Origin of the sequence: Amycolatopsis halotolerans, from assembly GCF_042647905.1 — a bacterium.
Taxonomy (GTDB): Bacteria; Actinomycetota; Actinomycetes; order Mycobacteriales; family Pseudonocardiaceae; genus Amycolatopsis; species Amycolatopsis halotolerans.
This window is the reverse complement of record NZ_JBHRWI010000039.1, coordinates 100035-116592: the sequence shown is the minus strand read 5'-3', so window position 1 is coordinate 116592 and position 16558 is coordinate 100035. Positions and strand designations below refer to the sequence as shown.

The following is a 16558-nucleotide window of genomic DNA, read 5'->3' as shown; positions in this document are numbered from 1 at the left end:
GCTCCTGGGGAGATCGTCATGGCGTCCGGAAACCGGCGAGCAGGGCGTCCAGTTCGCCGGGGGCTAGGGCGACCCCGGTCACGTCGGGGGACGCCGCCTCCGCCTCGCGGCGGCGCTCGACGAGGGTCCGCAGCAGGGCGACGCAGCGGTCGGCGAGTCCGGCGGCGGTCGCCTCGGAGTGCAGGCGGTCGCTGTAGGACCAGGTGAACCGCAACCGTCCGGAAAGGACCATGGCGTCGACCTCCAGCAGGTACGGGCGGGGTGCACGAGCGTCCTGGCCCGGACCTTCCGGCTCGGCGGCAGGCTCCCACGGCCCGGCTCCGCCGAATCCGGCGTCCAGCCGGCCGAGGTAGTTGAAGCAGACCGCCGCGGACGGCAGGTCCGCCAGCTGTGCGGCGGCCGGGTCGCCGGTGCGCGTATGGCGGATCAGGCCGTAGCCGAGGCCGCGGTCGGGCACCTCCCGCATCCGCTGCTTGACGTGCCGCAGCGCGGCCGCCGGGTCGTGCGGATCGGGAGCGAGCAGGACCGGGTAGACGCTCGTGAACCATCCGACGGTGCGGGAGACGTCCAGCGCGGCCCCGAAATCCTCGCGCCCGTGGCCTTCCAGGTCCACCAGCACCGAAGGCTCGCCCGCCCAGCCCGCGATCGCGGAGCTGACGGCGGCCAGCAGCACCTCGTCGATGCGCGCCCGGTAGGCCGGAGGCACGTCGTGCAGTAAGAGCCGGGTCGTTTCCTCGTCCAGTTCGCGGGTCACCGAGGCCAGCTGCGCCCGGGTGTTGACGTCCTCCAGGCCCTCGTCCGCCTTGGGCAGCAGGTCCAGCGGGAGGCCGGATTCGGCCCCGGCGCGCGCGACGGCGAGCCAATGGCCGGTCTGCGCGCCGATCTCGTCGCTGTGCGCGTGTTTGGCGAGCGCCTGCGCCCAGTCGCGGAACGCCGCGGTCTTGGGCGGCAGCTCGGCCGGGGCTCCGTCGCGTTCTCGGGTGTACGCGTGAGCCAAGTCCTCCAGCAGGATTCGCCACGACACGCCGTCGACCGCGAGATGGTGCACCGCCAGCAGCAACCGGCCCGGACGGTCGGCGCCGAGGCCGAACCACACCGCGCGCAGCAGCAGCCCGGCATCGAGGTCGAGAGTGCGCTGCGCGGCGGCGGCGCGGGCCTCGACCGCGGCGGAGGGATCGTCGGCCGAGCTGAGGTCTTCCACGGTGAGCAGCCGCGACGGCAGCCCGGCCAGTCCGCCCTGCTCTTGCGTCCAGCCGTCTTCGGTGCGCCGGAATCGCATCCGCAGCGCATCGTGGTGCCGGACGAGCAGGTGCAACGCCCGTTCGAGGGCTTCGGTGTCGATCGGGCCGCGCGCGCGGAGCAGCACCGTTTGGTTGTAGTGGTGTGGGGCCGGGTGCTGTTCGGCGAAGAATGTCGCCTGGACCGGAATGAGCGGCAGCGAGCCGGTCACCACGCCTTGCTCGGCGTGCGAGGCGGGCGAGGCGGGCGAGGCCGGGACCGCGACCGCCGCCAGCGCCCGGACGGTCTGGTGGTCGAACACCTGCTTCGGGCTGACGGCCCAGCCCGCGGCGCGCGTCCGGGCCACGACCTGAAGGCTGACGATCGAATCGCCGCCGAGGGCGAAGAAGCTGTCGGTCGCCGAGACCCGTGGCACGCCGAGCACTTTCGCCCAGACCTCGGCGAGCGCGCGTTCGGCGGGCGACTCCGGCGGGTCGTAGTCCGAGGCGGCTTCGGGCGTTTCCGGGACAGGCAACGCGGACCGGTCGAGCTTCCCGTTCGCGGTCAGCGGCAAGGCGTCCAGCACCACGAGGACGGCGGGCAGCATCGACGCGGGCAACAGCCGCGCAGCTGTCGCGCGGACTTCCGGCAGCAGGTCGTCGTCGCCGTCCGCGACGACGTAGCCGGCCAAGCGCGGTTCCCCGCGGGCATCGGCCTTGACGGCGACGGCCGCGGCGCGCACGGCCGGGTGGGCGGCGAGAGCCGCTTCCACCTCGCCTGGTTCGATGCGCACGCCGCGCAGTTTCACCTGGTCGTCCAGACGGCCGAGGAACTCCAGTTCGCCGTCGGGGCGCCAGCGCGCCCGGTCACCGGTGCGGTACAGCCGGTCGCCCGGATCACCGCACGGATCGGGCACGAACCGTTCGGCGGTCAGGCCGGCCAGGCCCGAGTACCCGCGGGCCACCTGCGGTCCGCCGAGGTGGAGTTCGCCCGGGGCGCCGGGCGGCGCCGGCGCGCCGGACCGGTCAAGTACGTACACCCGGGTCGCGCCGAGCGGACGGCCCACTGGGACGAGCGCGTCGCCGACCTCGGCGAGATCGCCGTCGAAACATGTGCTGTCGACGGTCGCTTCGGTGACGCCGTAGGAGTTGATGACGCGGGTGCGTTCGCCGCCGATCCGCGCGGCGGCGGCGCGGTCACGGCCCGGCCAAGCGTCCGCGCCGGACACCAGCAACCGCAGCGCGGGCAACCGGCCGCCGGACGACCGCACAGCCTCCACGACGTAACGGAGCACTATGGGCACGAACTCGGCCGCGGTGATCTGCTGCTCGTCGAGGAGCCGGGCCAGCGCAGCCGGGGCGAGCAGCAGTTCGCGCGGGCACAGCACGAGAGCCGCGCCTGAACTCAGCGCGCGGGTGACATCGCCGGTGAACACGTCGAACGTCACGCCCGCCATCTGCAGGTGCCGATCCTCTTCGGACAGTGCGTACGCAGTGCGCCAGGCGGCTGCGGCGGCGCTCAGGTTGCGGTGGCTGACCTGCACGCCCTTCGGACGTCCGGTCGAACCGGAGGTGTGCACGACGTAGGCCAGGCTGTCCGGCAAGGTCGCGGCGGGCAGGTTCTCCGCGGACTCGGAGCCGCCGGAGCTGACCGGGACGGCCGGCACGGGCGCGGTGCTCAGGTCCTGATCGGACACCAGCAGCCGGATTCCGGCGTCGCCAATCAGCCGGTGATTCCGGTCCGCGGGCGCGTCCGGGTCAAGCGGCACGTACGCGCCGCCGGCTTTGAGCACCGCCAGCAACCCGACCAGCAGACCGGGGGAGCGGTCGAGCAGCAGCCCGACCCGCGTCTCCGGCCCGACGCCGTGCCGCCGCAGCACCCGGGCCAGCTGATTCGCGCGTGCGTTCAGCGCACGATAGGTGAGCTGCCGGTCGTCCGCGACCACCGCGACCGCATCCGGCGTGCGCTCGGCATGCTCCTCGGCCAGCCGGTGCAGCGGACGTTCCTCGGGTGCCAGGGAGACCGGGGGAACCCCTTGGGACAGCACGGTCCTGCGCGCACTTTCGTCCAAAATGGACACTTGCCCGAGCAGTCGACCGGGGTGCTTCGCGAACTCGGCCAGCAGGTGCCGCAACTGGGCGAGCAGCTGTTCGGCCGCCTCCGCGTTGTAACGGCCGTTGTCGTAGAGCAGTGACAGCAGCAGCCGCGGGCCGGGTGCGGAGCTGAAGGTCAGCGGGTAGTCGGTCTGCTCGACGGCGTGCACCTGGCGTGCTTCGACCCCGGTGAGGGCTTGGCCCGCAGCCTCGTCCACCGGGTAGTTCTCGAACACGACGATACTCTCGAACAGGCTGCTGCCGCGCGGCACCGCGCTGCACGCCTGCATCCGCACCAACGGGCTGTAGGCGTTGCTCTGCATTTCCAGCAGGTCCTGGTGCAGGTCGCGCAGCCACTCGCCGACCGGCTGCCGCCGGGGCAGGCGGATGCGGGCGGGCAGCGTGTTGATGAACAGGCCGACGATCGACTCTACGCCGGGCAGTTCCGGCGGGCGGCCCGCGACCGTCACGCCGAACACGACGTCTTCCTCACCGCTGTGCCTGCTGAGCAGCACCGCCCAGACGGCGTTCACCAGCGTGCTGGTCGTGATGCCCAGATCGCGGGCGAACTGCCGCAGCTGTTCGGTCGCGTCCTCGGGGAGCCGGATCTCCGCGGTGCGGTACCCGTCCTGGGCCCTGCCGGGCGTGCGCGCCGGAAGCGGAGTGGCGGCGGCGAAGCCGGCCAGCCGGGCGCGCCAGAACTCCTCCGCCGGGTCCTGGTCCCGCAGCCACGCGATGTAGTCCCGGTACGGGCGGGCGGGAGCCGGCGGTCTCGCCGGGGCGCCGTCGCCCCCGAGCGCTTCGTACCAGCCGAACAGCTCGCGCACGACCAGCGGCATCGACCATCCGTCCAGCAGCAGGTGATGGTGGGTCCAGACCAGTTCCCACTCTTCGTCGGCGAGCCGGAGCAGGGTGAGGCGGACCAGCGGCGGACGGGTGAGGGAAAACCCGCGTTCCCGTTCCGCGGCAAGGAATTCCGCGCCGCGCTCGACCTGTTCGGCGTGGTCCAGCGAACGCCAGTCCACCGTGTCGACGGCGGCGGGCACAGTGCGGTGCACGGCCTGGAGCGGACGGTGCAGCCGATCCCAGTGGAACGACGTGCGCAGCGCCGCGTGCCGGTTCAGCACCCGCTGCCAGGCGGCGCGGAACCGGCGGGGGTCGAACTTCCCGGTCAGCCGGGCGGCCATCTGCACCACGTACGAGCCGGGCCCCTCCTCGCGGACGGTGTGGAACAGCATCCCTTCCTGCATCGGAGAAAGCGGGTAGACGTCTTCCAGCGCGCCGTCGGCCGCGGCGGCGAGGCGGTCGAGCGCGGCCTGGTCCAGGTCGGCCAGGGGGAAGTCCGCCGGCACCAGCGCATCGCCGGACCCGGACCGGACGGCGGCCAGCACCGTGCGCAGGTGCGCGCGGAGCGCGTCGAGCAAGCCGGCCACGGTCTCGCGCCGGTGCCGCGCGCCGTGCGTCACGGTGATCCGGAGGCGGCCGTCGGCAACCAGCGCCACCACGTCGATCAGGTACCGCCTCGGGACGTCCGGCGACTGGCCCGGCCCGGTGTCTTCTTCCGCGGGCAGCCACGGCGAGTCGCCCGCGAAGGACTGGTCCACCTGGCCGAGGTAGTTGAAGCACACCTCCGGTCCAGGCAGCGCGCGCAGCCGCTCGGTCGCGGCGTCGGAGCGTCCGTGCCGCAGCAGCCCGTAGCCCAGACCGCCGTCCGGCAGCGCGCGGATCGCTTCGCGGACGTTGCCCACCGCGGTCCGCAGCGGTCCGGCGACCGGAAGGACGAGCGGGTAGATCGCGGTGAACCAGCCAACCGTGCGGGTCAGGTCGGCGGACCCGGCCATGCCGGACAAGGCGTCCCGGCCGTGGCTTTCCACGTCCACCACCGCCCGGTCGCTTCCGGTCCAGTCGCAGAGCGCACGGCCGAGCGCGGTCAGCAGCAGCTCGTGCGCGCTGGCCGGGCCGGCGGAGCGGAGCAGCTCTTCGGTGGCGGTGGTGTCGAGCTCGGCGGTCACTGAACCGGCGGCGGCATAGGTGTCGCCCGCCGGGTCGAGGTCCGCGTCGGTCGGCAGGGCTAGGTTCTGCGCGTCGGCCAGCACGTCTGTCCAATAGGGAATCTGGACGCTGATCTCGGGGTGGTTCGCGTGCTCGGCCAGACCGGCGGCCCAGTCCCGGAAGGCGGTGGTCTTGGCCGGGAGCGCCAGCGGCGCACCGCGCAGCGCTTGATGATAAGCGGTGGCCAGGTCTTCCAGAAGAATCCGCCAGGAAACGCCGTCCACGGCGAGGTGGTGAGCGACGAGCAGCAGCCGTTCGCTGTCCGCCAGTCTGATGTGGACAGCGCGGAGCAGGCAGCCGGCGGACAGATCGATGCCCGCGTGCGCCTCGGCGGCCGCTTCGGCGATGGATTCTGCGTCCGCCAGTCCGGCGACAGTCAGTTCGACCGGTGCCGCGTCCGACGGGGCGGCGATGTCCAGCGTGGCGTCGGATGTCACGCGCAATCGCAGGACGTCATGGTGGGCAACCACTTCGCGCAGCGCCGCACGGAGCGCTTCGGTGTGGAGCGGCCGGCGCGGACGCACCAGCAGCGCCTGGTTGTAATACTTCGGTGTCGGCAGGTGCTGGTCCAGGAACCACTGCTGGATCGGGGTCGGCCGGACCGGGCCGGACACGGCGTCCTGCGCGCCGGAACCGGTCGCGGCCGGGGCCGCTTCTTCGACGGCGGACGCGAGGGCGCGCACGGTCCGGTTCTGGAACAGCATTTTGTGGCTGATCCGCAGACTCGCCTTGGCCGCCTGGGTGATCACCTGGATGCTCAGGATCGAGTCGCCGCCGAGGGCGAAGAAGTCGTCGTCGCGGCCCACGCGGTCCAGCCCGAGCGCCTTCGCCCAGATATCGGCGATCGTGCGCTCCGTCCGGGTCGAGGGCGCGGCGTAGGACACCGCCAGTTCCGGTCGGTCCGCGCCGGGCGCGGGCAGCGCGGCACGGTCGAGCTTGCCGCTGGGCAGGGACGGGAACTCGTCGAGAACCATGAACGCGGCCGGGACCATGTACTCCGGCAGAGCGCGGGCACACGCCGCGCGCAGTTCGTCGGTCGTGACACCGCTGCTCGCCACCGCGTACCCGACCAGCCGGGGAGCGCCTGGCTGGTCCTCGCGCAGCACCACCGCCGCGTCCGCCACGTCCGCCACACTCCGCAGCGCGGCTTCGATCTCGCCCGGTTCGATGCGGAAGCCCCGCAGTTTGACCTGGGCGTCCAGCCTGCCCAGGAACGCGAGTGTCCCGTCGGCACGGAACCGCACCCGGTCGCCGGTGCGGTAAAGCCGCGCACCGGGCGGCCCGAACGGATCCGGTACGAAACGGCCGGCGGTCAGCCCCGGCCGGCCCAGATACCCGCGGGCGAGGCCGGTGCCGCCGAGGCACAGCTCGCCGGGCACGCCGATCGGCACCGGACGCAGCTCGGCGTCGAGGACGTACGCGGTGCTGCCCGGGATCGGCCTGCCGATCGCCACCGGTGCACCCGGCAGGCATTCGGCCATGACGGTGCAGATGGTCGCCTCGGTGGGCCCGTACAGGTTGTGGAACCGGCGGCCGGGCGCCCATCGGCGCACCAGGTCGGCCGAGCACGCCTCGCCGCCGACCGTCACGGTCGTCAGCGCCGGCAGCGCCGCGTCCGGGGTCACCGCCAGCGCGGACGGCGGAAGCATCACCGTGGTGACCGCTTGCTCGTCTAGGAGCTGAACGAGATCCGGGCCGGGGAGCGGCCGCTCGCGCGGTGCGAGGCACAGCGTCGCGCCGGGCGGCAGCGCCATGACGAGTTCCAGCAGGGATGCGTCGAAGCTCAGCGACGCGTACTGCAACACCCGGCTCCCGTTGCCGACTTCCAGCGCGCGCGCCTGCGCGTCGGCGAGCGCGGCGATGCCGCGGTGCGGCACCATCGTCCCTTTTGGACGGCCGGTGGAGCCGGAGGTGTAGATGACGTACGCGACAGCGTCGAGCGGCACCGACGGCAGCGGGGCGTCGTCGCGCTCCGCGCGGATGGCAGGCCACTGCTCGTCGAGCAGCAGGACGTTCTCGTGCCGAGGCAACCGGTCGAGCAGGTCCCGTTGCGACAGCAGCAGCTGCGCGCGGCTGTCCTGGAGCAGGTAGGCCAGCCGGTCGGCCGGATACGTCGGGTCCAGCGGCAGGTAGGCGGCGCCTGCCTTCATGATGCCCAAGACGCTGATCACCAGTTCGGGACAACGCTCCAGACAGACCGCGACCCGGACGTCCGGTCCGGCTCCGGCGGCCCGCAGGTGCTGGGCCAGCCGGGTGGCGCGCGCGTCGAGCGCGGCGTAGGTGAGCTGATGCCCGCCCATCGCGACCGCAACCGCGTGCGGGGTGCGTTCTGCTTGTGCGGCGACGAGATCCGCGAACCCGAGTGCCGGCGCTGAGGGGGCCGGGGTGCGGTTCCACCGCCGGGTCAGCAGGTCGTGGTCGACAGGCGACAGCAGCGGCACGTCGCGCAGCCGCCGGTTCGGCTCGGTCGTCAGCGCGGCGAGCGCTTCGAGCAGCACTGCGGCCATCCGCTCGACGGTGGCCAGCTCGAACAGGGCGGTGTTGTAGATCAGCGTGCCGGTCAGCGAGTCCGGACTCTCGACCAGGGCGAGCGCAAGGTCGAACTTCGCCGTTCCGTTGCCGGGCGGCGGGTCCAGCGGCCGGACGCGCACGCCCGGCCAGCGGAGTTCGGGCGAGGACACCCGCTGGTAGTCGCAACCCACCTGGGCCAGCGGCGCATAGCTGGCGTCCCTTGCCGGACGCAGTTCCTCCACCAGTTGCTCGAACGGGACATCCTGGTTGGCATAGGCGTCCAGGCACCCCTCGCGGACCCGGGCGACCAGTTGCGCGAAGGTCGGGTTGCCGCTGAGGTCGGTGCGCAGGGCCAAGGTGTTGGTGAAGAACCCGATCAGCCGCTCGGCTTCCTCGGTGGGGCGCTGCCCGATCGGCGTGCCGACCACGACGTCGTCCTGGCCGCTGTAGCGGGACAGCACCAGCGAGAACGCGGCCAGCAGGGTCATGAACGGCGTCGCGCCGATCTCCCTGCTCACCTGGTGCAGCATCTGCCGGACCGGTTCGGGCACAGTGAACGCGTGGCTCGCGCCGTCGAATCCCAGCTCCGCCGGGCGCGGACGGTCGGTGGGAAGTTCGAGCAGCGCCGGTGCGCCGGCCAGGTTCTCGCGCCAGTGCGCGAGCTGCCGTTCCAGGGTCGCACTGTCCAACCAGGACCGTTGCCACAGGGTGTAATCCGCGTACTGGAAGGAAAGTACCGGGAGCACCGGCTCGCGGTTTTCGCAGCGCGCGGTGTACAGCTCGGTCAGTTCGGCCAGCAGGACCTCGAGCGAGCGGCCGTCTGCGATGGTGTGGTGCAGCCCGAGCAACAGAACATGGTCGTCCTCGGCCACGCGCAGCAACCGCGCGCGAGCCAGCGGCCCGGTCTGGAGGTCGAAGCGCAGCCGGGCCTCGGAGGCGGCGAGCTCGCGGATGACCGCGGCGGCCCGGGCCGGGTCGAGGCTGCGGAGGTCCGTCACTGGCAAGGGCATCGGCGCGGGCGGCGCGACGACTTGCTGCGGGGTGCCGGCGCCGAAAGCGGTGCGGAGAGGTTCGTGGCGCGCGGCGATCGCGGTCAGCCCAGCGGCAACCGCCGGCACGTCAAGGGCGCCGATGAGCCGCAGGCCCGCGATGATCGTGTTGAGCGGGCTGTCCGGAGCCCACTGCTCGAAGAACCAGGCGCGCTGCTGTGCGAACGACAACGGAACTTCCGCCGGGCGGTCTTGGGCGCGCAGCGGCGGCCGCTGGTCCGCGGTCGTCTCGCGGCGGGCTTCGACGTGCGCGGCGAGTTCCGCGACGGTGGGATGCGCGAACAGCACCCGTAACGGCACGTCGACGCCGAACACCGCCCGGAGCCGGGCGTGGACCTGGGCGGCGATCAGGGAGTGGCCGCCGAGCGCGAAGAAGTCGTCGTGGATGCCGACGTTCTCGACACCGAGAAGCTGTTGCCAGACTCCGGCCACGACCTCCTGCACCGGCGTTCTCGGTGCGGCCGTCTCGACACTCGGCCGCTCGCAGCCGGGCTCCGGCAGAGCCGCCGGGTCGATCTTCCCGTGCACGGTGAGCGGGAATTCGTCCACGACGACGCAGTGCGCCGGGAAAAGGTAGCCGGGGAGGCGCTGCGCGAGGTGCTCGCGCAGGTCGTCGACCTCGCCGTCGGCGGTGAGGTAGGCGACGAGCTGATCGTCGCGGAGCCGCACGTGGGCGCCGGTCACCCGCGGGTGCGCGCGCAGTGCGGCCTCGACCTCGGCCGGTTCGACGCGGTGGCCGCGGACCTGGATCTGGTCGTCGGCGCGGCCGAGATAGACGAACGTGCCGTCGGGCAGCGCCCGCGCCAGGTCGCCGGTGCGGTACATGCGCGCTCCGGCCGAGCCGTACGGATCGGGCAGGAAGCGTTGCGCGGTCAGCCCTGGCCGGCGCAGGTAGCCGCGGGCCGGGCCGGCGCCGCCGACGTGAAGTTCGCCGGTCCGGCCGGCAGGCACCGGACGCAGGTTCTCGTCAAGCAGGTAGAGCCGGAGGTCCGGGATCGGACGGCCGATGACGCTGCCCGCGGCCGGGTCGAGGTCAGCCGCGCCGAGCGGGTGCCCGGTCACGTGGACGGTGGTTTCAGTGATGCCGTACATGTTCACCAGCCGCGGCCGGTCAAGGCCGTGCAGCCCGGCCCAGTGCGACAACCGGTCCGCGGCCAGGGCTTCGCCGCCGAAGACCACCGTGCGCAGGCTGGGCAGGTCGCCGGCGACCTCGGTCAGCGGCAGGAACGCCGAGGGAGTCTGGTTGAGCACGGTGACCGCTTGCCGGTCGGCGAGGCAGGCGAACTCGGCGGGCGTGCGCCGGGTCAGGTCGTCCACGAGCACCAGGCGCCCGCCGTGCGCCAGCGCGCCCCACAGTTCCCACACCGAGAAGTCGAACGCCGCCGAGTGGAACAGGCTCCACACGTCGCGGGCGTCGAAGCCGAACCACGGGCGGGTGGCGTCGAACAAGCGCGCCGCGTTGCGGTGCGGGACCAGCACCCCTTTGGGCTGTCCGGTCGATCCGGAGGTGTAGATGACGTACGCGAGGTCGGCCGGGTCGATCCGCGGCGGCGCCGGTGCGGCTTCAGTGCCGGCGAGGAAGACTACCGCCGGCCCGTCCGGGACCCGGTCGGCGAGGTCGACGGTGCTGACCAGAACCGGGATCTGGCTGTCGGACACCATGTAGCTCAGGCGTTCCTGCGGATACTCCGGGTCCAGCGGCACGTAGGCTCCGCCGGCGAGGTGACACGCGAGCACAGCGATCACCTGGTGCGGGCCGCGGTCCACCAGCACCCCGGTCAGCACCTCGCGGCCGACTCCGGCCGAGCGCAGCTGCTCGGCCAGCCCGGCGGCCCGGCGTGCGACAGCGCGGTAGGTGAACTGTTCCCCGCCCCAGACCACCGCGATGGCGTCCGGCCGCTCGCGCACCTGTCCGAGGAAGCGTTCCACCAGCGACCCTTCCTCGGCCGAAACCGCTGCCGGGGCAGGGTTCCAGCTCGCGAGGAGGGCGGCTTCCCGCTCCGGCGTGAGCGCGGTGAGCGCTGCGACGGGTGCGTCGAGATTGACGACGAGCGCGGACAGCAGGTCCTTCAGCTCGGCCAGCAACCCGCTCGCACCCGCTTCGTCGTACTGATTCCGCGCGTATGCCAGCCGCAGCGTCAACCGGTCGGCGAGCGCCGAGACGAGGGTGAGCGGGTAGTGCGTCTGCTCACGGAAGCTGACTTCGGCGACGCGGGGACTGTCCGCGATGTGCTCGTCGAGCGGGTAGTTTTCGAAGACCACCAGACTCTCGAAGAGCGGGCTGTTTCCTGGCGCTTCGGCCCAGCGCCGCGTCTCCGCCAACGGCGTGTGCTCGTATTGGCGGAGCTCGACGAATGTCCGCTGGAGATCTCCCAGCCATTCGGCGACGGACTCGCCGGTAGCTCGGACGCGGACCGGCACGGTGTTGATGAACAACCCCACCATGTTCTCGACGCCGGCGAGGCCCGGCGGGCGGCCGGCGACGGTCGCTCCGAACAGGACGTCGGACTGCCCGCTGTGCCGCGCCAGCAGCAGCGTCCACGCGGCCTGGACGAGAGTGTTGGCGGTGAACCCGTGGTTGCGGCCGACTTCGCGCAGCGCAGCGGTGCCGGATTCGGACAGGTCGAGCCGCACCGAGCCGGTGCCCTCGCGCGCCTCGGCGGTTCCGAACGGCAGCGGGGTGGCCGCGGTGAAGCCGGAGAGCGTGTCGCGCCAGAACTTCTCCGCCTGCGCGAGGTCCAGGCCTTGATACCAGGCGATGTAGTCGCCGAATGCGGGCGCCGTCGCGAGTTCAGCGTCCTGGCCGGCGACTGCGGCGCGGTAGAGCGTCATCACCTCGCCGAACACCCGGGAACGCGACCACCCGTCCAGCACCGCGTGGTGGTTCGTCCACACCAGACGGTGCTCCCGGTCGCCGAGCCGGGCCAAGGTCAGCCGGAACAGCGGGGCGCGGGCGAGATCGAAGCCGCGGGCCCAGTCCCGTTCGGCCAGTTCCGCTACAGCCGCGGTCTGTGCGCGCGGGCCGAGCCCGGCGAGGTCGGATTCGGTCCACGGCAACGCGATCTGCCGGTGCACGACCTGCCGTGCCTGTGCCTGCCCGGTCCAGCGGAACGCGGTGCGCAGCGCGGCGTGCCGGTCCGCGACTTCGGCCCAGGCGTCCCGGAACGCCTCTGCGTCGAGTTCGCCGGTCAGCGTGCAGCACACCTGCTCCACGTACGGGTCCTTGCCCGGTTCGTACAGGGCGTGGAACACCATGCCCTGCTGCAGCGGCGAGAGCGGATAGATGCGCTCGACGCGGGCGTGCTGTCCGGTCATGCGTCCCCCTCGGCGGGCAGCGTGTCGAGTTCGTCCATGAGCTCGGCCAGGTCCGCTTCGGTGAGGCCGGACTCGGCGAATCCGGGCTCCGGCTCCGCACGGATGCCGGGGCCGGCGGCGAGTTCGCGCAGGCAGTCCCCGGCGAGCGCCGCGATGGTCTGCTCGCGGTGGACCGCCGGGCGGTACGCCCAGGTCATCCTCAACCGGCCGGCCAGTTCGACGGCGGTGATGTCGAGCAGATACGGACGGCGGGCCGCCGGGTCGGCGGCGCTGCCGAGGCGTTCGGGCACCAGTTCGAGCAATCCGCTGCCGGCGGCGGAACCGGTTCCTCGGCCAAGGTAGTTGACCCGGATCGCCGGGCTGGGCAGCGCGCGCAGGCGGGCGGTGGCGGTGTCCGAGCGGAGATGGCGCAGGATGCCGTAGCCAATCCCGCCGGACGGCGCTGGCGCGGCCCCGTCGGCGGTCAGCCGTACCGGGTGAATGGTGGTGAACCAGCCGACGGTGCGGCTCAGGTCGGAGTCCGCCCCGCGGACATCCCGTCCGTGGCCCTCGACATCCACGATCGCCTGCTGCCCAGTCCATTTGAGCAGGACCCGGCCGAGCGCACCGAGCACCGCGGCGTGCACCGAGGTCTGCGCGGACCGACCGAGCAGAGCTTCGGTGGCGGAAGCTTCCAGTTCCACGGCGACCGTCCGGCTGTCGCCGTAGGTGCCCGGCCCGTCGGCGCGGTACTCGTCCTGCGGTATCCGGATGTTGCGCGCCGCGGTCAGCAGGTCCGTCCAGTAGGGGATTTCCGCGTCGTAGGCGTGCGCCCGCTCCGCGGTCCGGACGGCCCACTCTTGATACGAGGTGGTTTTCGCGGGCAGCTGGATCGGCTGTCCTGCCGCCGCCTGCTGGTATGCGGTCGCGAGGTCTTCGAGCAGGATGCGCCAGGACACTCCGTCGACGCCGAGGTGGTGTGCGACCAGGACCAGCCGCTGAGCGGAGCCGTCGCCGGCGAGGACGGCGCGGAGCAGGCAGCCGGACGCGGTGTCGATGTCCTGCTGTGCCTGCACCACGGCGGGTTCGAGGTCGTCGGCAGCGCGCAGCAGTTCGTGTTCGGCGACCGGCGCGTTGTCCAGCGTCCAATCGCCGTCGGCGGCGCTGGTCAGGCGCAGCCGCAGCGCGTCGTGGTGGACGACCAGCGCGCGCAGTGCGGACCGCAGCGGCCCGGCACGCAGGGTTTGCCGCGGACGCAAGCAGATCGTCTGGTTGTAGTGCGACGGGTCGGGCAGGTCCAAGCCGAGGAACCAGCGCTGGATCGGCGTCGCAGGCAGAGGTCCGATCACCGGTCCCTGTTCCGCCTCGACGGGCGCGGCGCCGGTCGCGCAGGCAGTGGCGAGAGCGGCGATCGTCGGGTGCTGGAACAGCAGCGGGGGCGTCACCGCGAGGCCGGCTTGGTTTGCGCGCGAGACCACCTGGATGCCCAGGATCGAGTCGCCGCCCAGCGCGAAGAAACCGTCATGGCGGCCGACTCGGTCGACATGCAGCAATTCGGCCCAGATAGCGGCGAGAGTCTCCTCCGCCGGGGATTCCGGCGGTGCGTACGTGGTGGCGCCCGCCGGCTCGGGCAGCGCCGTGCGGTCGAGTTTTCCGTTGGCGGTCAACGGGATCGCCTCGATCGGCACGACCGCTGACGGGACCAGGTAGGACGGCAGGTGCGCAGCGCAGTGCGCTTGCAGAACTTCCGGGGTTGCGTCGGCGACGACATACCCGACCAGGTGCGGCGCGCCGTTGCCGGTGCGGACCACGACAGCCGCGTCCTGGACGTCCGGATGCCTGCGGAGCACCGCGGCGACCTCGGCCGGTTCGACCCGGTACCCGCGCAGCTTCACCTGTTCGTCGTCGCGGCCGAGGAAAACCAGCGTGCCGTCGGCGCGCCGGCGCGCCAGGTCACCGGTGCGGTAAAGCCGTCCGCCGGGCAGGCGGGGGTCGGGCACGAACCGCTCGGCGGTGGCTGCGGGGTTGCCGAGGTAGCCGCGGGCCGTCGCGGGACCGCCGACGCACACCTCGCCTGCTGTCCACAAGGGAGCGAGGTCGAGCCGGTCGTCCAGCACGTGCACCCTGGCGTGCGCGAGCGGCCGGCCGAGCGGCACCGGATCGTCCGCCGCGGCGACTTCGTGGCTGAGCACGCCGACGGTCGTTTCGGTGGGGCCGTAGTGATTGAGCAGTCGGCAGTCCGGCGCCAGTTCCCGCACCGACCGGACCAAATCGGCGGTCAGCGCCTCGCCGCCGAGGACCAGCCGTCGCTTCGGCAGCACCGCCGCCTGCCGCGGGCCGTCCAGCAACGCCCGCAGGTGGGAGGGCACGATCTTCAAGCAGTCGATCGGGTTCCGGTCGGCATAGGCGGCCATCCGCGCCGGGCTTTCGGCGACCTCGCGGGACAGGACGTGCAGCGTGCCGCCGGTGCACAGCGACGGGTAGACGACGGTGTGCCCGAGGTCGGCGGCGAAGGTGGAGACGATGCCGTAACCGCTGCCGGCGGGCAGGTCCAGCACATCCGCGATGCCGCTCGTGTAGCGGGCCAGGCTGTCGTGCGTGACCGCGACGCCCTTCGGCGTGCCGGTGGATCCGGACGTGAAGACGACGTACGCGAGGTTGGCGAGGCCAGCTCCGCCGACCGGGTCGGTCGCCGGTTCGTCCGCCAGGCCCGGGTCGGCGAGGTCGATCGTGCCCGCACCGCCTTCGGCCAGGACCAGCCGCACGCCTGCCTGCTCGAACAAGGCGTTGCGGCGGGCCGGCGGGAGGTCTGCGTCGACCGGGAGATACGCCGCTCCGGACTTCAGCACGCCGAGCAGCCCGGCGAGCAAGCCGGTTCCCCGCCCGGCGGCCAGACCGACCCGGTCTTCCGGCCGTACGCCTGCCCGGCGCAGGCGGTGCGCGATCCGGTTCGCCTGCTCGTTCAGCTGCCGATAGGTGAGCCGGTCCGCTCCCGCGACGACCGCCGTCTGGCCCGGCCGGAGCGCTGCTTGCTCCTCGAACATCGTGTGCACGCAGCGATCCGGGGCCGCTGCCGGGGCCGCGGGCAGTCCAGCGGCCAGTGCGCGGCCCGTTTCTTCGCTCGGGGAGATCGGCAGCGATCCGATCCGCGCCTCCGGCTCCCGCACCGCGGCGGCGAGCAGGCACCCGTACATCGCTGCCAGCCGGTGCGCGTCGTCGGTGGTCAGCCGGGCAGTGTCGTGGTGCAGCGCCAGCCGGATCGTTGTGCCGCAGCGCATCCCGTCGAGCAGGACCGGCAACGGCTCGCGGTGTGCGACCGCGAATACGACCGGCCAGTCCGACCGCGCAGGCAGCGCCGTCCAGACGAATCCGGCACGCGCTGCCGGGGTCTCGCCGAACGAGGCCGCGTCGAAGAATTCCTGGTTTTCCGCCAGTTTGCGGGTTTGGTCCGCCACCGCGGCGACGGACTCGGCGAACGTCTGTGCCGGGTCGGCCGCCGCGGCGTGCGGCAGCCACTGGACGTACGAGCCGACGGCGTGCCGCATCTCAGCGTGCGGCCGGTTCGCCGCCGCCGAGGCGATCCGGACGACGCTGCCGGCCATCCGGGTGAGCAATGCCTGCCATGCCGCGGCGAACACGGCGTCGAGCGGCCAGTCCCGCTGCTGCGCGAGCGCGACGACTTCGGCGGGCAGTTCGACCGGTACGGTCGCTGGGCGAAAGCCGTCCGCCGCACCGGTTCGCTCGCAGGGGAGCGCTTCGGCCGGCGGGAGCGCCGCGAGGTGCGTCTGCCAGAACTCCCTGCCCCCGGCGGTCTCGGGAGCGGTCAGGACATCGTGCTGCCACTCGGCGGCGTCGGCGTACTGCAACGGTTCCTCGGGCTGCGGGCGTCCCTCGTAGCTCTCGCGGATCTCGGACAGCAGGACGTGCAGGGACACCGCGTCGACCAGCCAGCCGGGCGCCGTCAGCAGCAGCTCGGCCCGGGAATCCGGCAGCAGCACCAGATCGGCCAGCACGAGCGGGCCGTCCGGGAGATCGAAGTCCGTGCCCGCGCGCGCTCGTGCCAGATCAGCCGGGTCGGTGCCGCCGTGCACCGCATACGCCACGCGCGGAGCCGGCTGGATGACCTGAATCGGCAAGTCCATGCCCGCAGGCCGGTGCGGCACCGTCCGCAGCGCTTCGTGGCGCAGGCACCCGCTTTCGACGGCGCGGCGCAGCCGCTCGCGGTCCAGGTTCCCGTCGACCTCGGCGCGCGCCTGCGCCGGGTAGACACCGCTCGGGTCGGCCTGGTGCACCAGCCAGGCACGCTTTTGCTGAGGGGAGAGCCGGTAGCCTTCCATCGTC

2 protein-coding genes are annotated in these 16558 nt (G+C 72.6%); both read right to left on the bottom strand.

Features of this window, described 5'->3' with window-relative positions:
• Positions 1-16 precede the first annotated feature (16 nt).
• Complete coding sequence (locus ACFORO_RS29435; RefSeq protein WP_377872263.1) at positions 17-12238, bottom strand: amino acid adenylation domain-containing protein; 12222 nt, start codon at positions 12236-12238, stop codon at positions 17-19.
• The gene (locus ACFORO_RS29430) at positions 12235-16554 is read right to left on the bottom strand and encodes an amino acid adenylation domain-containing protein (RefSeq protein WP_377872261.1); all 4320 of its coding nucleotides are present in this window, start codon (positions 16552-16554) and stop codon (positions 12235-12237) included. Before ACFORO_RS29430 ends, ACFORO_RS29435 begins: the two co-directional genes overlap by 4 nt.
• Positions 16555-16558: the final 4 nt, after the last annotated feature.

What these genes read in the sequence shown, in the direction of transcription:
- ACFORO_RS29435 (WP_377872263.1), bottom strand. Translation starts at nt 12,238, where the DNA reads ATGACCGGACAGCACGCCCGCGTCGAGCGCATCTATCCGCTCTCGCCG.
- ACFORO_RS29430 (WP_377872261.1), bottom strand. Translation starts at nt 16,554, where the DNA reads ATGGAAGGCTACCGGCTCTCCCCTCAGCAAAAGCGTGCCTGGCTGGTG.